Annotated in this window: 15 protein-coding genes; 12 read left to right on the top strand and 3 right to left on the bottom strand. The window is 62.9% G+C overall.

The genetic code is table 11. The annotated features are described in order from the left end of the window. Positions 1 to 71: 71 nt before the first annotated feature. From P7228_RS14730 to P7228_RS14705, 6 genes are read left to right on the top strand one after another with little or no spacing between them, the layout of a single operon-like run. Positions 72 to 1943, top strand: a complete 1872-nt coding sequence (locus tag P7228_RS14730) for a 2-oxoacid:acceptor oxidoreductase subunit alpha (protein ID WP_278015984.1) — start codon at positions 72 to 74, stop codon at positions 1941 to 1943. Further along, positions 1940 to 2986: a 2-oxoacid:ferredoxin oxidoreductase subunit beta gene (locus P7228_RS14725; protein WP_278015983.1), complete on the top strand. Its 1047-nt coding sequence runs from the start codon at positions 1940 to 1942 to the stop codon at positions 2984 to 2986. The genes P7228_RS14730 and P7228_RS14725 overlap by 4 nt, the downstream gene beginning before the upstream one ends. Positions 2987 to 3003: 17 nt before the next feature. Beyond that, the gene (locus P7228_RS14720) at positions 3004 to 3906 is read left to right on the top strand and encodes a metal-dependent hydrolase (protein WP_278015982.1); all 903 of its coding nucleotides are present in this window, start codon (positions 3004 to 3006) and stop codon (positions 3904 to 3906) included. Between the two features lie 14 nt (positions 3907 to 3920). Beyond that, positions 3921 to 5303, top strand: coding sequence for a cryptochrome/photolyase family protein (locus P7228_RS14715; RefSeq protein ID WP_278015981.1), 1383 nt, complete (start codon positions 3921 to 3923; stop codon positions 5301 to 5303). Between the two features lie 39 nt (positions 5304 to 5342). Then, on the top strand, positions 5343 to 6584 hold the full coding sequence (locus tag P7228_RS14710; RefSeq protein WP_278017785.1) for an SAM-dependent methyltransferase: 1242 nt from the start codon (positions 5343 to 5345) through the stop codon (positions 6582 to 6584). 1 nt (position 6585) lies between these two features. After that, the gene (locus tag P7228_RS14705) at positions 6586 to 7776 is read left to right on the top strand and encodes a serine hydrolase domain-containing protein (RefSeq protein ID WP_278015980.1); all 1191 of its coding nucleotides are present in this window, start codon (positions 6586 to 6588) and stop codon (positions 7774 to 7776) included. Between the two features lie 24 nt (positions 7777 to 7800). On the opposite strand, the gene P7228_RS14700 is transcribed toward P7228_RS14705, so the two are convergent. The 3 genes from P7228_RS14700 to purF all read right to left on the bottom strand — a co-directional run bounded on the left by P7228_RS14700 (position 7801) and on the right by purF (position 10475). Then, complete coding sequence (locus tag P7228_RS14700) at positions 7801 to 8145, bottom strand: PilZ domain-containing protein (protein WP_278015979.1); 345 nt, start codon at positions 8143 to 8145, stop codon at positions 7801 to 7803. Between the two features lie 138 nt (positions 8146 to 8283). Then, positions 8284 to 9003 carry an SDR family NAD(P)-dependent oxidoreductase gene (locus tag P7228_RS14695; RefSeq protein WP_278015978.1) on the bottom strand — a complete coding sequence of 240 codons (720 nt, stop codon included), beginning with the start codon at positions 9001 to 9003 and terminating at the stop codon, positions 8284 to 8286. Further along, positions 9003 to 10475: an amidophosphoribosyltransferase gene (gene purF / locus P7228_RS14690; protein ID WP_278015977.1), complete on the bottom strand. Its 1473-nt coding sequence runs from the start codon at positions 10473 to 10475 to the stop codon at positions 9003 to 9005. The genes P7228_RS14695 and purF overlap by 1 nt, the downstream gene beginning before the upstream one ends. 194 nt (positions 10476 to 10669) lie before the next feature. Here purF and P7228_RS14685 point away from each other — a divergent pair, with 194 nt between their 5' ends. The 6 genes from P7228_RS14685 to dnaE all read left to right on the top strand — a co-directional run bounded on the left by P7228_RS14685 (position 10670) and on the right by dnaE (position 17625). Beyond that, positions 10670 to 11911, top strand: a complete 1242-nt coding sequence (locus P7228_RS14685) for a lipoprotein-releasing ABC transporter permease subunit (RefSeq protein ID WP_278015976.1) — start codon at positions 10670 to 10672, stop codon at positions 11909 to 11911. Next, a complete protein-coding gene (locus P7228_RS14680; RefSeq protein ID WP_278015975.1) occupies positions 11904 to 12578 on the top strand; it encodes an ABC transporter ATP-binding protein in 675 nt (224 codons plus the stop codon). The genes P7228_RS14685 and P7228_RS14680 overlap by 8 nt, the downstream gene beginning before the upstream one ends. Before the next feature lie 50 nt (positions 12579 to 12628). Continuing rightward, positions 12629 to 12916, top strand: a complete 288-nt coding sequence (locus P7228_RS14675; protein ID WP_278015974.1) for a P-loop NTPase family protein — start codon at positions 12629 to 12631, stop codon at positions 12914 to 12916. Positions 12917 to 13012: 96 nt separating this feature from the next. Further along, positions 13013 to 13558 (top strand): hypothetical protein, encoded by a 546-nt coding sequence (locus P7228_RS14670; protein WP_278015973.1) that lies wholly within the window; start codon positions 13013 to 13015, stop codon positions 13556 to 13558. Positions 13559 to 13567: 9 nt separating this feature from the next. Then, complete coding sequence (locus P7228_RS14665; protein ID WP_278015972.1) at positions 13568 to 14047, top strand: glutathione peroxidase; 480 nt, start codon at positions 13568 to 13570, stop codon at positions 14045 to 14047. A 74-nt stretch (positions 14048 to 14121) separates the two neighbouring features. Continuing rightward, positions 14122 to 17625 carry a DNA polymerase III subunit alpha gene (gene dnaE, locus P7228_RS14660; RefSeq protein WP_278015971.1) on the top strand — a complete coding sequence of 1168 codons (3504 nt, stop codon included), beginning with the start codon at positions 14122 to 14124 and terminating at the stop codon, positions 17623 to 17625. Positions 17626 to 17681 lie beyond the last annotated feature (56 nt).

Below are 17681 nucleotides of genomic sequence, written 5' to 3'. Positions count from 1 at the left end.
GCGGCAGTACATAGGTGCGCGCTTCACTAAGGATCAGCACCGGTTAAGCAGGTGCGTGAAAAGGATAGCGAATGGCAACCCAGGCCGTCGACAGCGCGCCGGAACCGGCGTCCCCCCATCAACCCGATGCCGTGGTGGTTCGCTTTGCGGGCGACAGCGGCGACGGGATGCAGCTGACGGGCGGGCAATTCACGCTCTCGACTGCCCTGGCGGGCAATGACCTTGCCACCTTCCCCGACTTCCCGGCCGAGATCCGCGCACCGCAAGGCACGCTGTTCGGCGTCTCCGCTTTCCAGATCAACTTCGGTAGCCGCGAGATCAACACGGCTGGTGACGCGCCGGACGTGCTGGTGGCGATGAACCCCGCCGCGCTCAAGGTGAACCTGCCCGCGCTCAAGCCCGGCGGTCTGATCATCGCCGACACCGGCGAGTTCACCAAGCGCAATCTCGACAAGGCGAAGTACGAGACCAATCCGCTCGAGGATGGTAGTCTCGCGAAGTACGATGTTCTCGCTTTCAACATCAGCGAGCTTACGATCGAAGCGGTCAAGCCCTTCGGTCTCGGCAACAAGGACGCGCTGCGTTCGAAGAACATGTGGACGCTGGGCCTCGCGCTGTGGATGTTCGACCGTCCGCGCGAGCCGATCCAGGAATGGCTCAAGGCCAAATTCCGCAAGAAGCCCGACATTGCCGATGCCAATATCGCGGCGCTCAATGCTGGGCACGCCTATGGCGAGACGGCCGAGCTTTCGACGCCGATCAAGCAGCCGAGCCTGCCTCCGGTAGAGAGCGCACCGGGGCTCTATCGCACGATTACCGGGGCAGAGGCAGTTTCGCTCGGTCTCGTCGCGGGCGCCCAATTGGCCGAACTGCCGATGTTCTTCGGCGGCTATCCGATCACCCCTGCCAGCGCGATCCTGCACCATCTCGCGCGGCTCAAGGAATATGGCGTCACCACTTTCCAGGCCGAAGACGAGATTGCCGCGATCTGCTCGGCCATTGGCGCGAGCTACGCCGGCAGCCTTGGCGTCACATCTTCGTCGGGGCCCGGCATTGCCTTGAAGGGTGAGGCGATGGGCCTCGCGATCATGACCGAGCTGCCACTGGTGATCGTCAATTCGCAGCGCGGAGGCCCGTCGACGGGCCTCCCGACCAAGACCGAGCAGAGCGACCTCTACCAGGCGGTTTATGGCCGTAACGGCGACGCACCGATGCCGGTGATCGCTGCAAGCAGCCCTGCCGATGCGTTCGACTGTGCGATCGAGGCCTGCCGCATCGCGGTCGAATACATGACGCCGGTCATGCTGCTTACCGACGGCTATATCGCCAATGCGGCCGAGCCGTGGAAGGTGCCCGATCCGGCGAGCTACACCCCGTTCCCGGCCAAGTTCCTGGCCGAGAAGAACGGGCCGGACGATACGCTGTTGCCGTACAAGCGCGACAACAAGGGCGCGCGCCCGTGGATCAAGCCCGGCACGCCCGAGCTGATGCATCGCATCGGTGGCATCGAGAAGCACGAGCTGACCGGCAATATCGATTACTCGCCGGAGAACCACCAGCGCATGACCGATGCACGCGTCAGCAAGGTGCTGGGCGTGGCAGTGCCGGACCAGGAGGTGTGCCTCGGCGCACCGGGCGGCAAGCTGGCGGTGGTCGGCTGGGGCTCGACCTTCGGTCCGATCCATCAGGCGGTGAACCGCGCCCGCGCCAAGGGCCACGATGTCAGCCACATCCATGTGCGCCACATCTGGCCGCTGCCGGGCAATCTCGGCGAGCTGCTCAAGAGTTATGACAAGGTGCTGGTGCCCGAGATGAATACCGGCCAGTTCAAGACCGTTTTGCGCGACCAGTTCCTGGTCGATGCGCAACCCTTCAACAAGACCAACGGCCTGCCGTTCTACATTGCCGAGCTAGAGGCTGCCATCGAGGAGGCGTTGTCATGAACGCACCTGTGAAGATCGAAACGACGCTCAAGGACTGGGAAACCGACCAGGAGGTGCGCTGGTGCCCGGGTTGCGGGGACTATGCGATCCTGAAGGCCGTGCAGCGCACGCTGCCGCAGCTTGGTGCGAACCCGGCCAACACCTGCTTCATCAGCGGGATCGGCTGCTCAAGCCGCTTTCCCTATTACATGGAAACCTACGGCTTCCACACGATCCACGGCCGCGCGCCTGCCTTTGCGACGGGGGTGAAGCTCGCCAATCCCGATCTCGATATCTGGCTGGTGACCGGTGACGGCGACGGGCTGTCGATCGGCGGCAACCATTTAATGCATGTGCTGCGGCGTAACGTGAACATGCAGATCATGCTGTTCAACAACGAGATCTACGGCCTCACCAAGGGGCAATATTCGCCCACCAGTCGCGAGGGGACGACCTCGCCATCGACGCCGCTGGGTTCGGTCGACCGGCCCGCCAATCCCGCCGCCTTCGCGCTGGGTGCGGGCGCGCGCTTCGTCGGGCGCGGCTTCGACGTGTCGAAGAACCTGCCCGATGTGCTCAAGGCTGCGCATGCCCACCAGGGCGCCGCCTTCATCGAGATTTTCCAGAACTGCATCGTCTACAACAAGGACGTGTTCAACGATTTCGCCGCGCCCAAGGGTGCGGAGGATCGCCAGCTGTGGCTGGAGGATGGCCAGCCGATGCTGTTCGGCAGCGAGAAGACCGGCGGGCTGAAGGGGATCGCGCTCGATCGCGACAACCTCCACCTGACCGTGGTCGAGGTCGAGGGTGACGATTGGGAAGCGGCCGGCGTGCTCGTGCACGACGTCACCAACCGCTCGATCGCACACATGCTGGTCGAACTGCCGTTCGGTCCGTTCCCGATGGCGCTGGGCGTGCTCTATGACGACCCGCGCCCCTCCTACGAAGCCGGGGTTGCAGCCGAGCGCGAGAAGGCGACCGCAGGCAAGCAGGCGAACCTCGCCAAGCTGCTGGCATCGGGCCAGACCTGGACCGTCAGCGGGACCGCACAGGATCCGGTTTGACGGCCTAGCCTGACCAGATGGACAATCTGACCCACTCGCTCGTCGGCGCGCTGCTGGGGCAGGCGGGGCTCAAGAAGAAGACCGGGCTGGCGATGCCCGCGCTGATCATCGGCGCAAACCTGCCCGATGTCGATGCAGCGTGCCTGTTCTGGCTCGAAGGAGTGGAGCACCTCGGTTTCCGCCGCGGGATTACCCACGGCCCGCCTGCAATGGTGCTTCTGCCGCTGGTGCTGACCGGTATCCTGTGGGGATTCGACCGCTGGCAGGCGAGGCGCGGCACGCGACCCGAGGGGCGGCTGCCGGTCAGCTTCAAATGGCTCTACCTGTTGAGCTTCATCGGCTGCCTGACGCATCCCGCGCTCGACTGGCTCAACGTCTATGGCATCCGCCTGCTGGAGCCGTTTTCGTCGCAATGGTTCTACGGCGACACGCTGTTCATCATCGACGTGTGGCTGTGGGCGCTGCTGGGCTTTGCGACATGGTTTTCGCTGCGGCGTGAGAAGCGGGGCGGCGAGTGGAAGCGGCCGGCCCAGTTGGCGATTGCAGTGGCGCTAGCGTATATCGGGATGAACTGGGTGATTACTTGGGTGGTTGCTTCGATGGCATCCGGACAGCCAGCCATCGCGAGTCCAATGCCAATAAGTTCATGGAAACGCGAAGTCATTGAACCGTATCGCAGGGATCAATGGCTCATTGAGGGTGAGACCGTGGGCGATTGTCGGCTTGCACCAATACTCGCACTTGGAGATGGCAATTCGCAGGTAGACGCCTTCCTCTTCTGGTCTCGCGCACCGTTCGCCGAGCGCGCCGAGGACGGATCGGTGATCCTCCGCGATGCGCGCTTCTACGATCCACGTGCGCGGGATCGTTTCGCCGTCGCGCTGCCTGATGTGAAGTGCGAGGAACTTCCCGCCGATTGAGACGCTAGTCTCGCATGGCATCTCCCCAAATCGTCTGGCTGCGGCGCGATCTGCGCATGGCCGACAATCCCGCGCTCTATCATGCCGCCAGCCAAGGCCCGGTCGTCGCGGTCTATGTGCTCGACGATGAAGCGGCGGGCTCCCATGCCTATGGCGGCGCCTCACGCTGGTGGCTGCATCATTCGCTCGAAAGCCTCTTGAAGAGTTTCGGGTCGCGTAATGCCCGGATCATCTTGCGGCGCGGCGATGCAGTCGAAGAACTGGCGAAGGTGGCCAAGGAGGTGGGGGCAGACACAGTTCACGCCAACCGCCACTACGAGCCATGGTGGCGCAAGGCGCAAGGCAAGCTTGCGGAGCAGCTCGATCTCCAGCTTTACGACGGCAACTACCTGCTTCCGCCCGGAGCAGTGACGACGGGATCGGGCGATCCCTACAAGATCTACACGCCATTCTCGAAGGCGGTACTCGAACAGTTTCCCCCGCGCGACGCCCTGCCCGAGCCCGAAACACTGTCTTCGCCCGGCAGATGGCCCGAGAGCGATGACCTGGCCGAGTGGAACCTCCTTCCGACCAAACCCGACTGGGCAACGGGTATCGCCGATTTCTGGGAAGTCGGCGAAAGCGCTGCGCACGAACGGCTCGACTGGTGGGCAGAGGAAGTGGGCGACTATGACGATGGGCGCAACCTGCCGTCGAGCGACATCACCTCGCGCCTGTCACCGCATCTCCACTGGGGCGAGATCAGCCCGGTCCAGATCTGGCATCGCCTGAAGGACAAGCGCAGCCAGGGCTGGAAGACCTTCGAAAAGGAGCTGATCTGGCGCGACTATGCGCAAAGCGTCATCTGCCAGTTCCCCGCCTATCCCACGGAGAGCTATCGCGATTATGACGAGCGCACCTTGTGGCGGAACCCCAATGCTGGCCACCTGATCGAAGAAGATCTCAAGGCGTGGCAGCACGGACAGACCGGCTATCCGATCGTCGATGCAGGGATGCGGCAGCTGTGGCAGACCGGGTGGATGCATAACCGCGTGCGCATGATCGCGGCGAGCTTCCTGGTGAAGCACCTGCTGATCGACTGGCGCCACGGTGAACAATGGTTCTGGGACTGCCTCGTCGATGCCGACTACGGCAACAATGGCGTCAATTGGCAGTGGATCAGCGGCACGGGCGTCGATTCGAACATGTTCAGCCGGATCATGGCGCCGCTCAGCCAGTCGGAAAAGTTCGATGCCGCGGGCTACATCCGCGAGTATGTGCCCGAACTGGCCGATTTGTCAGACGACGAAATCCACGATCCGCCTGACGAGAAGCGCGGCGATTATCCCGTCAAGATCATCGGCCATCGCGAGGCGCGCGAGCGGGCGCTCGAAGCATACCGGAAAGCCAAGGGCTAGCGGGTTGATGATACTCCAAGGCGCGGCCATATGAGAAATATGACTGCGCAGGGGATCAATCGAGGCGGGCGATTGCTCGATGGCGGCGACCGTTTTGCGGCTTCGCCGGGGCTCCTTGCGAGGCTGGTATCACCGGGCTTCCAGAAGATCCTCGACCTGATCGATGCCGGGCTGGAGCGCGGTTCGATCCTCGGGCGCCTGCCCGATGGCACCACGCGCCTGCTAGGCGGGCGCGCGTCGGGTTTCGAGGCCGAGGTCCTCCTACACGATTGGCGCGGGTTGCTGCGGCTGACGACCAATGGCTCAATCGGCTGGTACCAGGCCTGGGAAGCCGGCGAATGGGAAAGCCCGGACCTGGTGCAAGTCTTCGCTATCTTTGCCGACAATGCGGTTTCGCTCGGCAACATCGGCCGCGCGAGCGGGCCATTCCGCTGGGCGGCGCGTTTCGTCCACCTGTTCAATCGCAACAGCAAGACGGGATCGGAGCGCAATATCCAGGCGCACTACGATCTGGGCAATGATTTCTACCGATTGTGGCTCGATCCAAGCATGACCTATTCCTCGGCCCGCTTCGATGGAACCACCGACCTGGCAATGGCGCAGCAGGCCAAGTGGCAAGCGCTGGCGGATCGCATCGGGAATGCCGCGAGCGTGCTCGAAATCGGCTGCGGATGGGGTTCGCTTGCCGCAGACCTGGCCGCGCGCGGTTCGCAGGTCACCGCGATCAGCCTTTCCGACGAACAACTGGCCTGGGCGCGCGAGCATCACGACAGTTCAATCGACTTCAGAAAGCAGGACTATCGCGATACATTTGGCCAGTTCGACGCCATCGTCAGCGTCGAAATGGTCGAGGCGCTGGGGCGCGAATACTGGCCGACTTTCATGGATTGCGTCGCGCGCAACCTCAAACCCGGCGGACGGGCCGCGATTCAGTATATCTCGATGCAGGATGACCTGTTTGACGCCTATGCGAAGAGCGCGGACTTCATCCAGGCCTACATCTTTCCCGGCGGGCTGCTGATCCGCACCAGCGAGTTCAAGCGGTTGGCCGAGGAACGGGGGCTTGCTTGGCGTGACCAGTCCGATTTCGGGCTCGATTACGCCGAGACGCTCAAGCGCTGGCGCCAGAATTTCGATGCGGCGGTGCGGGACAACAAGCTGCCAGAGGGATTCGATGAGCGGTTTATCGGCTTGTGGCGATACTACCTCGACTATTGCGAAGGCGGATTTCGCGGCGGGTCGATCGATGTCCACCAGGTCACGCTGGTAAAGGGAGAATAGCATGCGGTTGAAATTTGCGTTGCTGGCCGGGGCGCTGGCGCTGTCCGGTTGCTCGATGACGAGCTACACCGATGCCGAGGTCGCTTCGGTGCCCGTTTCGGCTTCGGTCGAGATGGTGACCCCGCCCGAGCGCGATCCGTCGGAGCTCCAGGTGTTGTTCTGGACCGACGAGCAGCGCAGCGCACGCTTCCGCGAGATGGAAAACTGGTTCGCGGGGCATGAGGTGCCTGCATCGCCTGCACCGCGGGCATTGCCGCAAGGCGAACCGCTGGATGCTGCGCTGGCGAGCGAGATCAAGGCGCTCATGGCCAGCACCAACGCTTCGGGCGTGATGGTGCTCCAGGACGGGAAGAAGCGGTTCGAGCAGTATGGCCTGGGGCTGGGGCCGCAGGATCGCTGGACCAGCTTCTCGGTCGCGAAGAGCTTTACCTCGACGCTGCTGGGCGCGGCAGTGAGAGACGGCTTCATCACCAGCCTCGATGATCCGGTGACCAAGTATGTCCCGCAATTGACCGGTTCGGCCTACGATGGCGTCACCGTGCGGCAAATTGCCACGATGACGTCAGGCGTCGCGTGGAACGAGGACTATGCCGATCCCGACAGCGACGTTGCCAAGATGCAGGAATACATCAACGCCTATGGTGCCGATGCCATTTTCGCGCAGATGAAGACGCTCAAGCGGGAAGCGCCTGCTGGCGAAAAGTGGCTCTACAAGACGGTCGAGACGAACCTGATCGGGATTGTCGTCGAGAATGCGGTCGGCCTTCCGCTCGCCAAATACGCCAAGAGCAAGATCGCCGATGCCGCAGGGTTCGAGGGCGACATGTTCTGGATGACCGATCCGCGCGGGGGCAGCATTGGCGGCTGCTGCCTGTCGATCCGGCTGGCGGATTACGCCCGCATGGGGCAATTCGCTCTGGAAGGCGGCGGTGACGTCGTGCCTGAAGGCTGGTTTGTCGATGCCGGAGATTCACTTGTGGATTTCGGCGATAGCGGCTTTGGCTACGGCTACCAGTGGTGGACCTATCCCGGCGGAAACTGGGGCGCTCAGGGAATATTCGGCCAGGCGATCACGATCGTGCCGTCCCGCAATATGGTGGTGGCGATCGTCAGCAACTGGCCGACTGCATCGAACAACGACAATCGTGCCTTGTGGCGGAACCTGATTGAGAAGATCGCAGCAGCGGATTGACGTCAGCCCAGCTGGCTGACTGCGTCAGATCGGGCGATACATGCCAGTATTGCTGTAACGCTGGATGATGTTGTCGTGCACGATCGGGCTGAGGAGCTCGCTGAAGGCGCAGCCGACGATGCAATTGTCCCACCACACGACCTGCGCCTGGAGCGACTCCAGGCCGGGGAGGGTGAGCCAGCAGACCTGGCCTTCGTGCATGCGATTGATCGAGGCGGCGGAGAAGCCGGAAATCGAGAGGTCGTGCACGACGCTCTGGAACGCTCGGCCACCCGATGCGCGCAGCGATGCAGGGATGGTCAGCTTGGTGCGCGGAGCGCAGCGATCTTCCTGGGCGGCGATCTGGTAGCGATCTTCGATGCTGTGCATGGCCTGAACCCTCATGAAACCAAAACCTAATCTCGCCGACGCGCGCGTGCGAAAGTGCGTCTTTGCAGCGATGGTTTGGACAGATTGATCAGGGACGCTTACCGGGCGGTCACGGATAATGGTTACCGCAGCGTTTACCTATTGATTTTCAACCCGTTCGCGGTGCCCTGTAGGGAAATCTTGCTGCACGAGGGCAACGATGCGTTCTGCCACGACGTCAGGCGATTTGACGGTGGCCGGATCCTCGCCTGGATAGGCCTTGGCACGCATTGCCGTGCGAGTCGCACCCGGATCGAGCACGGCCACCCGGATCGGGCTCAGCTTCTCGACTTCCTGCGCATAGCTATCGAGAATGTTCTCGAATGCCGCCTTGGTCGAACCATAGGCCGACCAATAGGCGCGCGGTGTGGTGCCAACGCTGCTGGTCAGGCCGATGATGCGCGCAGCCTCGGCGCGTTTTAGCATCGGGTCGAAACCGGCGAGCAAGGCCTGGGTCGCGAGAACGTTGACCGTCATGGCCTGGCTCAACTGCTTCGGGTCGATCTGCGTAACCGGTGTGAGCTGTGGCAGGTAGGCTGCAGAAATGATTAAGTAATCGAGCTTGTCCCAACGTCCACCAACCGCGGCGGCCAGGCGTGCGACCGAGTCGGGTTCTGTCAGGTCAAGCGGAGCGATGGTGGACGTTCCACCCGCGCCGTGAATCGCGTCCTCGATCTCTTCCAGGCCCTTCACGTCGCGCGCGGTCAGCACGACATGCGCACCGGCAGCACCGAGCGCGCGCGCGGTGGCGGCGCCGATACCCTTGCTTGCACCGGTGACGAGCGCAAGGAGCCCTTCGAGTGGTTTCGCGTCGGTCATCAGGCTGCTTTGTGATCGGCAAAGGTGAGCTGGGCGGCCTGGCTCTCGACCGTACTATGGTCGGTCAGCGAGGTCGGATATTCGCCGGTGAAACAGGCATCGCAGAATTGCGGGCAAGCCTTCTTGCGTGGCTCCGCGCCGACGGCGCGATAGAGCCCGTCGATCGACACGAATGCGAGGCTGTCGGCCTTGATGAAGTCGCGCATCGGCTCGACGTCCATGCGCGCCGCCAGCAGCTTCGCGCGTTCGGGCGTATCGACGCCGTAGAAGCAGCTATGCGCCGTTGGTGGGCTGGCGACGCGGAAATGCACCTCGCTTGCCCCGGCTTCACGCATCATCTCAACGATCTTGAGCGAGGTCGTTCCGCGCACGATCGAATCGTCGATCAGCACGATGCGCTTGCCCGCGACTAGGCCGCGGTTCGCATTGTGCTTGCGCTTGACGCCCGAATGGCGAGCGCCGTCCGATGGCTGGATGAATGTGCGCCCGACATAGTGCGAGCGGATGATGCCGAGTTCGAACGGCACGCCTGACTGCTGGGCGAAGCCGATCGCAGCCGGGACGCCGCTATCTGGCACCGGAACCACGAGATCGGCATCGACCGGGCTTTCGATCGCGAGCTGCTCGCCAATGGCCTTGCGCGCCTCGTACACGGACCGCCCGGCGAAGAATGAATCGGGCCGGCTGAAATATACGTGTTCAAAGATGCAGGGGCGGGACTGGTGCTTGCCGAACGGGTGGAGGGATTCGATTTCTCCGTCGAAGGTTACGCGGATCAGCTCGCCCGGTTCCACCTCGCGGGTAAATTCCGCTCCGACCACGTCGAAGGCCACCGTCTCGCTGGCGAAGGCGATCGCATCGCCCATGCGGCCCATCACGAGGGGGCGAATACCAAGCGGATCGCGGCAGGCAATCATACCTTCGGGCGTCATCACGATCAGCGAATAGGCACCCTCGACCAGGCGCAGGGCGTCGACCAGGCGGTCGATCATGGTCGGATAGCGGCTCGTCGCGACGAGGTGGATGATGACTTCGGTGTCGGAGGTCGACTGGAAGATCGCGCCGCGCCGCACGAGGTCGCTGCGCAGGCTCTGGGCGTTCGAGATATTGCCATTGTGCGCGACGGCAAAACCGCCGCTTGCCAGATCCGCATAGAGCGGTTGCACATTGCGCAGGCCCGCCCCGCCAGTGGTGGAATAGCGGACGTGGCCGGCCGCCATGAAGCCCGGCAGTTCACCGATCGCTTCGGAGCTCGAGAAATTCTCCGCAACATGGCCGAGGCCACGCCGCGAGTAGAATTCAGTGCCATCGAAGCTGGTGATGCCCGCAGCTTCCTGCCCGCGATGCTGAAGTGCATGAAGGCCGAGCGCCGTCGCGGCCGAAGCATCGGATGCGTTGATAACGCCGAATACGCCGCATTCCTCGCGCAGCTTGTCGCCGTCCAGGTCAAGGAAGGGGTGCGTGCAATTCATCGCCGGGAATGTCCGTTGCGCTTCGCCGTGGGCTCGGGGCGCTCAATGGCGATGTTACGGCAGGATTACAAGGGCCGTGGTGGGGAGCATTCACGGAAAATCATGCCGGGGATCATCCCGCATTTGCGATTGCGCGCCATGGGCGCCGCCCCTACAGCCCCGGTTCACCTGGATAACGCAAGAAGCACCCTGTTTTGATCCTGTCACCTTTCGAATGGATGATCGCGAAACGCTACCTCCTGCCGGGGAGGGGCGAGGCCTTCATCGCGCTGGTCGCCGGCATCAGCGTCGGCGTCGTGATGTTGTCGGTCGCCATGCTCGTCGTCGTGATGAGCGTCATGAACGGTTTTCGCGCCGAACTGCTCGACAAGATCGTCGGGCTCAATGGCCATGCGATCGTGCAGGCCTACGGCGGGAGGCTCCAGAACTGGGAGCAGGTGCTCGAGGAAGTGCGCGACACGCCCGGCGTGGTCGATGCCTCGCCGCTGATCGAACAACCCCTGCTCACCACCTTCAACGGGCGGGTTGAAGCGATCCTGGTGCGTGGCAACACCGATGAAGATCTCGCTGCGCTCGGTGAAAAGGTCGTGCTCGGTGACATGAAGGCGCTGGTGCCGGATTCGGGCAATGTCGCGATCGGTTCGCGCCTGGCGCAGAATATCGGTGCCCGGGTCGGGGACACGATCACCATTATCAATCCGCAGGGCCGATCCAGCCCGTTCGGTACCGTGCCGCGGCAGATCGGATATCAGGTCGCCGCGATCTTCGAGATCGGCGTCTATGATTACGACAAGGCGTTTGTCGTGATGCCGATGCAGGATGCGCAGACCTTGCTCCTTACCGGCGATGCCATCGGCATGATCGAGGTCAAGGTCGAAGATCCGGACGAGGTCGGGGAGATCCTGGCTCCGGTGCAGGAAAAGGTCGCCGGTAGGGCCGTAGTGGCCGACTGGAAGACGATCAACGCGACCTTGTTCGAGGCGCTTCAGGTCGAACGCGTGGCAATGTTCTTCGCCTTGAGTTTCATGGTGGTGGTGGCCGCATTCAACATTCTTTCGAGCCTGGTCATGCTGGTTCGTGCGAAGACCCGCGACATCGCGATCATGCGCACCATGGGGGCGACGCGAAGGAGCCTGCTCAAGATCTTCGTCACGACCGGTTTCACGGTTGGCGCGATCGGGACCGTGGCCGGCCTGATCCTGGGCTTCATCGTCCTCGCCTTCCGTCAGCAGATCGTTCGCGGGATCGAGATCGTCACGGGGCAGAACCTGTGGGATCCCTCGATCCGTTTCCTGTCGACCCTGCCCTCGCGCACCGACCCGGTCGAGGTGGCCGGTATTGTCGCGCTCGCCTTGGTGTTGAGTTTCCTTGCGACACTCTACCCCGCGATGAAGGCGGCAAGCACCGATCCAGTGCAGGTGCTGCGCTATGAATAAGCCTGTGGTTTCCCTGCGCGGGCTCAAGCGCTCGTTCCAGCAAGGTGACACCGTCATCGAGGTGTTGCGCGGTATCGATCTCGATATCATGCCCGGAGAGATCGTGGCGCTGCTGGGGCCGTCCGGCTCAGGCAAATCGACCATGTTGCAGGCGGTCGGACTGCTCGAGGGCGGGTTCACCGGATCGATCGCCATCGGCGGCGAGGAAGCTTCGCGCATGGAGCGGGACGAGCGCGCGCGTCTGCGGCGCGAAAATCTCGGTTTCGTCTATCAGTTCCACCACTTGCTCCCCGATTTCAACGCGCGCGAAAACGTCGTCATGCCGCAGATGGTGGCGGGCAAACCGCGCGAAGAATGCGATAGGCGCGCGGAGCAGCTGCTTGCCGCGCTGGGGCTCGAACACCGCATGGATCACCGCCCCAGCCAGTTGTCGGGCGGCGAACAGCAACGCGTGGCGGTCGCACGCGCGCTGGCCAATCGTCCTGCCCTGGTGTTGGCCGATGAGCCCACCGGCAATCTCGACGAGCACACATCGGATCGGGTGCTGGCGCAGTTCCTCGAACTGGTGCGAGGCGAAGGCAGTGCGGCGCTGGTGGCGACGCACAACGAACGCCTGGCGCAGAAGATGGATCGCGTTGTGCGCCTCCATGAAGGGCGTCTCGAATAGGCTGGACCCATCGCGACTTTCCTGCGTTTCCCCAGATGGAGGAACACGCGATGACCGACCATCCCAGCACGTTCAACGGCTACCCCGAAAACCACGGCGAAATCGATTGGGACGACCGGGCGGCTTTATGTCTCAAGGCGGAGAGCGGCGGGAAAATTGTGGCAGGCAGCACGCTGCGCAAGGGCACCTTCGCCGAGATGATCAATCATTTCATGCTGCTGAGCGAAGAATCGCGCGACCGTTATGTGATCAAGAAGCTGGGCGATCGGGCCTATCTCGCTCCCGAGATCCTAGCTCTCGCGCGTCGCGCGGGTTTCCCGGGGCCATCCGCCAACTGACAATACGCCCGCAGAGCGGCATTCGGGGTTGGTCGAGTGGCGCTTGGCCTGCCCGATGCGGGCGCTGAGGCTGCCTGATCGTCAGAGGAGGGGACTATGCTCACGATTATCGCATCACTCGCAATTCTGCAGGCTTCGGCCGCACAGGCGCCCGCTGGGCAACCAACCACGCCCCCTCCAGCACCTCCTGCCTGCGATACCGAGGGCCATGATGGCTTCGACTTCTGGGTCGGCGAATGGGCGGTTTATCCCAACGGCCAGGAAAACCAGGTCGCCAACAGCCGCATCGAGCGCAAGTTCAATGGCTGCGCCGTCGTCGAGAACTGGATGCCGCTCAGGTCGGCGGGGGGAACCAGCCTCAACCATTACGACGCTGCGACCAAGCGCTGGCACCAGAAATGGGTCGGCTCTTCGCCCGGCGCGGTGGAATTCATTGGCGGTGTCGTCGAGGGAAAAATGGTTCTGACCGGCTACTGGCCCAATGGTGCAGGGCCGGGCCAGGACGCCTTGACCCGGATGACCTACACAATGAACGACGATGGCAGCGTTCGCCAGCACGGCGAAGCATCGACGGACCATGGAATCTCGTGGCAAACGAGCTTCGACTTCCTATATCGGCCGAAGGAAGCCGATTCAGACTAGGACAGCCGAATGACCACGATTGCCGATTTCACCGTCACCACCAACCGCGGTGAACAACTCGACCTTGCCGAGAAGAAGGGCAACGTGCTGCTGGTGGTCAATACCGCCAGCAAATGCGGCTTTACCCCGCAGTATGACGGGCTCGAGGCGCTGTACCAGAAGTACAAGGATCAAGGCTTTGAAGTGCTGGGCTTCCCCTGCAACCAGTTCGGTGCGCAGGAACCGGGCAATGCCGATGAAATCCAGGAATTCTGCAAGGTCAATTTCGGCGTGACCTTCCCCTTGATGGAGAAGGTCGACGTCAACGGTCCGGATGCATCGCCACTGTTCGACTGGATGAAGAGCGAGCAGAAGGGCTTCATGGGTACGAGCGCGATCAAGTGGAACTTCACTAAATTCCTGATCGATCGCGATGGCAATGTCGTGAAGCGCTATGGCTCGACCGATGCGCCCGCGAGCATCGCGAAGGATATCGAAAAGGTCCTCTGATTTTTCCGCAGCCTGTGGAGAATTGAGCCTGCTCGGCGCTGGAGATTCGCCGGGGAAGTTCGCATATTGCGAACATGCCCTTCGCTCCTTTCGTTCCGCTGCGCGTTCTCTCGTCCTATTCGATGCTCGAAGGGGCAATCGATCCCAAGGCGATTGCCAAGCTGGCGAAGGAGCGCGGCTTTCCCGCAATCGCGATCTGCGACCGCAACGGCCTTTACGGAGCGGTCATGTTTGCGGGCGCCTGCAAGGGCGAGGGCATCCAACCGATCATCGGCACGTTGCTGGGGGTGGCGCGCCAGGCGAGAGATGGGGCGGAGGAAGGCAAGCAGGTCGATTACCTGCCGCTCTATGCCCAGGACGAGACAGGTTACGACAATCTCTGCCATCTTGTGTCGAAGGCGCATCTCGATCGCCCGCTTGAGTTCGAACCCCACGTGCAGCTCGCCGATCTCGATGGCCATACCGAGGGGCTGATCGCGCTTTCCGGTGCGGGCGAGGGCGCATTGACGAGGCTTCTCGCCGAGGGGCAGGCCGGCCATGCGGAAATCCTCTGCGACCGCTTGCAAGCGCTGTTTCGCGACCGGTTCTATATCGAGATTGCTCGCAATGGCGACGAGGTGGCAAGGCGCGCCGAAAGCGCCTTGATCGACCTTGCCTATACGCGGGAGCTGCCGCTGGTGGCGAGCAATCCAGCGAATTTTGCTGAGCCGCACATGTTCAAGGCGCATGACGCCATGCTGTGCATCGCCAATTCGAGCCATATAGAGGCGGAGGATCGCAAGCGCACCAACCGGCAAGCTTTCGTCAAGACCGCGCCGATGATGGACGAGCTATTCGCCGACTTGCCCGAGGCGACCGCGAATACGCTCGTGATCGCGCAGCGCTGCGCCTATGCGCCGCCTTACCGCAAGCCGATCCTGCCCAGCCTCGCCGGCGACCTCGAAGGCGAGGCCAGGATGCTTGCAGAGGATGCGCGCAAGGGTCTCGAGGCGCGGCTCGAACCCAATGGCGAGATGTCGGAAGAGGAGCGCAAGGTCTATTTCGACCGACTCGATTTCGAAGTCGGCGTGATCAATCAGATGGGTTTCCCGGGATACTTCCTGATCGTTGCCGACTTTATCAAATGGGCCAAGGACCATGACATTCCGGTGGGGCCGGGGCGCGGCTCGGGTGCCGGTTCGCTGGTTGCCTGGGCGCTGACGATTACGGACCTCGACCCGATCAAGCTGGGCCTGCTGTTCGAACGCTTCCTCAACCCCGAGCGCGTGTCGATGCCCGACTTCGACATCGACTTCTGCGAAACGCGGCGCGGCGAGGTGATCCGCTATGTTCAGCAGAAATACGGGCACGATCACGTCGCGCAGATCATCACCTTCGGCAAGATGAAGGCGCGCGCCGTGCTGCGCGATTGCGGCCGTATCCTGCAGATGAGCTACGGCCACGTCGATCGGCTGTGTAAGATGGTGCCGAACCATCCGACCGACCCTTGGACGCTGCCTCGCGCGCTCAACGGTGCGGCAGATTTCAAGCGCGAGTATGACAACGACAATGAGGTGAAACGCCTCGTCGACCTGGCCATGGAACTGGAGGGGCTGCCCCGCAACAGCTCGACCCACGCGGCCGGGGTGGTGATCGGCGACCGGCCGCTGGCGCAGTTGGTGCCGCTCTACCGCGATCCGCGTTCGGACATGCCGGTCACGCAATACGACATGAAGAATGTCGAGAGCAGCGGACTGGTGAAGTTCGACTTCCTCGGGCTGAAGACGCTGTCGGTGCTGCGCAAGGCCGTCGATCTGCTCGAGAAGCGCGGGATCGAGCTCGACCTGTCGCAGCTGCCGCTCGACGATCCGGCGGTCTACGATCTCATGCAGGCGGGCAATACGGTCGGCGTGTTCCAGCTGGAATCCGAAGGAATGCGCCGCACGCTGACCGCGGTGAAACCCACCAATTTCGGCGACATCATCGCGCTCGTTTCACTCTACCGTCCGGGGCCGATGGACAACATTCCGCTGTTCGGCCAGCGCAAGGCGGGCGAGGTGGCGATCGAGTATCCGCACCCCAAGCTCGAGGAGATCCTTGCCGAGACCTACGGTATCTTCGTCTACCAGGAACAGGTCATGCAGGCCGCGCAGATCCTCGCCGGCTACTCGCTCGGCGACGCCGATCTGCTGCGCCGCGCGATGGGCAAGAAGGTGCAGGCCGAGATGGACGCCCAGCGCCAGCGCTTCGTCGACGGGTGCAAGGAAGTATCGAACATCGAGCCGAAGCAGGCCAACGAACTGTTCGACTTGATCGACAAGTTTGCAGGCTATGGTTTCAACAAGTCGCACGCTGCGGCCTACGCCTTGCTCGCCTACCAGACCGGTTGGCTGAAGGCGCACTACCCCGAGGAATTCTACGCCGCTTCGATGTGCTTCGACATGCACCAGTCGGAGAAGCTGGCGGTCTTTGTCGATGATGCACGCCGCTATCCGAATGGCAGCGGCGGGGTCGAGGTGCTCCCGCCCGACATCAACAAGTCCGAGGCGCGCTTCACCGTCGAGCAGACCGATCATGGCTATGCCGTGCGCTATGCGCTCGCCGGCATCCGCAATGTCGGTGAAAAGGCAATGGAAGCGATCGTCGCCGAGCGCGAGGGTAGCGGGCCTTACACGAGCCTGCAGGACCTGTTCGAGCGTATGCCCAAGGGCGCGATGAATTCGCGGCAATTGGAAGGGCTGGCGGCGGCAGGCGCGCTCGACGGGCTGGAAGATGATCGCGCCAAGGTCTTCGAGAACGCGGACATGCTACTGGCAGTGGCCGAAGCCGCCGAGCGTGAACGTTCGAGCGGACAAGTCGGCTTGTTCGGCGGCGAAGACCAGGCGGACGACAGCCTGCGCCTGAAGGAAGTCGAACCGTGGACCCGTGCCGAGCGGATGGCGAAGGAGCGCGAGAATTTCGGGTTCTATTTCTCCGCCCATCCCGTCCAGCAGCACTGGCCGATCGCCTCGGCCAATGGTGCGCGAACCTATCAGAGCCTGATGGAAGGCGGTGCCTCGCCCGGCGGGCGCTCCAGCGCGGTCATGGCGGCGATGGTCGAGGGCTACAGCAAGCTGCGCACCAAGCGTGGGGCTGACTACGTCCGCGCCGATTTCTCCGATTCTTCAGGGCAGTTCTCTGCCGCCTGTTTCGAGGAAAGCCTGGTGCCCGCTTTCCAGCAATGGGCAGCCGACGGGACATGCCTGTTGCTGACGGTCGAACTCGACCGGCCCAATCCCGGCGACGCGCCGCGGGTGACCGTTCGAGGGGCAAGGCCGCTAGCCGAGGTAAAGGGCGCGACGAAGATGCTCCTCACGCTCGACGTCCTGAGCGTCGAAGCTCTGGCGGAACTCAAGATGGAACTCGCCTCGGGCGAAGAGGGGCAGGGCGAGGTCATTGCCCGCCTGCCGCTGGGCGATCAGGGCGAGGTGCATATGCGCCTCGGGCGCAATTTCCAGCTCGACGGCGATCTGGCCGAACGGCTCAGCGCGGTGGGCGGGCTCGATCGCGTATCGCTGCAGCCGCAACGCTCCAGCGCCCGCTTGCGCCTCGTCGCCTAAACTTTTTCTCTTCTCCGCACCGATTGCCAAGCGTGTCGGCTGTCGGCATGAATGGT

The organism is Altererythrobacter sp. CAU 1644 (genome assembly GCF_029623755.1).
Taxonomy (GTDB): Bacteria; Pseudomonadota; Alphaproteobacteria; order Sphingomonadales; family Sphingomonadaceae; genus Erythrobacter; species Erythrobacter arenosus.
The sequence above is the reverse complement of the archived record's forward strand: the minus strand, read 5'-3'. Positions and strand labels throughout refer to the sequence as shown.

What these genes read in the sequence shown, in the direction of transcription:
- P7228_RS14730 (WP_278015984.1), top strand. Translation starts at nt 72, where the DNA reads ATGGCAACCCAGGCCGTCGACAGCGCGCCGGAACCGGCGTCCCCCCAT.
- P7228_RS14725 (WP_278015983.1), top strand. Translation starts at nt 1,940, where the DNA reads ATGAACGCACCTGTGAAGATCGAAACGACGCTCAAGGACTGGGAAACC.
- P7228_RS14720 (WP_278015982.1), top strand. Translation starts at nt 3,004, where the DNA reads ATGGACAATCTGACCCACTCGCTCGTCGGCGCGCTGCTGGGGCAGGCG.
- P7228_RS14715 (WP_278015981.1), top strand. Translation starts at nt 3,921, where the DNA reads ATGGCATCTCCCCAAATCGTCTGGCTGCGGCGCGATCTGCGCATGGCC.
- P7228_RS14710 (WP_278017785.1), top strand. Translation starts at nt 5,343, where the DNA reads ATGACTGCGCAGGGGATCAATCGAGGCGGGCGATTGCTCGATGGCGGC.
- P7228_RS14705 (WP_278015980.1), top strand. Translation starts at nt 6,586, where the DNA reads ATGCGGTTGAAATTTGCGTTGCTGGCCGGGGCGCTGGCGCTGTCCGGT.
- P7228_RS14700 (WP_278015979.1), bottom strand. Translation starts at nt 8,145, where the DNA reads ATGCACAGCATCGAAGATCGCTACCAGATCGCCGCCCAGGAAGATCGC.
- P7228_RS14695 (WP_278015978.1), bottom strand. Translation starts at nt 9,003, where the DNA reads ATGACCGACGCGAAACCACTCGAAGGGCTCCTTGCGCTCGTCACCGGT.
- purF (WP_278015977.1), bottom strand. Translation starts at nt 10,475, where the DNA reads ATGAATTGCACGCACCCCTTCCTTGACCTGGACGGCGACAAGCTGCGC.
- P7228_RS14680 (WP_278015975.1), top strand. Translation starts at nt 11,904, where the DNA reads ATGAATAAGCCTGTGGTTTCCCTGCGCGGGCTCAAGCGCTCGTTCCAG.
- P7228_RS14675 (WP_278015974.1), top strand. Translation starts at nt 12,629, where the DNA reads ATGACCGACCATCCCAGCACGTTCAACGGCTACCCCGAAAACCACGGC.
- P7228_RS14670 (WP_278015973.1), top strand. Translation starts at nt 13,013, where the DNA reads ATGCTCACGATTATCGCATCACTCGCAATTCTGCAGGCTTCGGCCGCA.
- P7228_RS14665 (WP_278015972.1), top strand. Translation starts at nt 13,568, where the DNA reads ATGACCACGATTGCCGATTTCACCGTCACCACCAACCGCGGTGAACAA.
- dnaE (WP_278015971.1), top strand. Translation starts at nt 14,122, where the DNA reads ATGCCCTTCGCTCCTTTCGTTCCGCTGCGCGTTCTCTCGTCCTATTCG.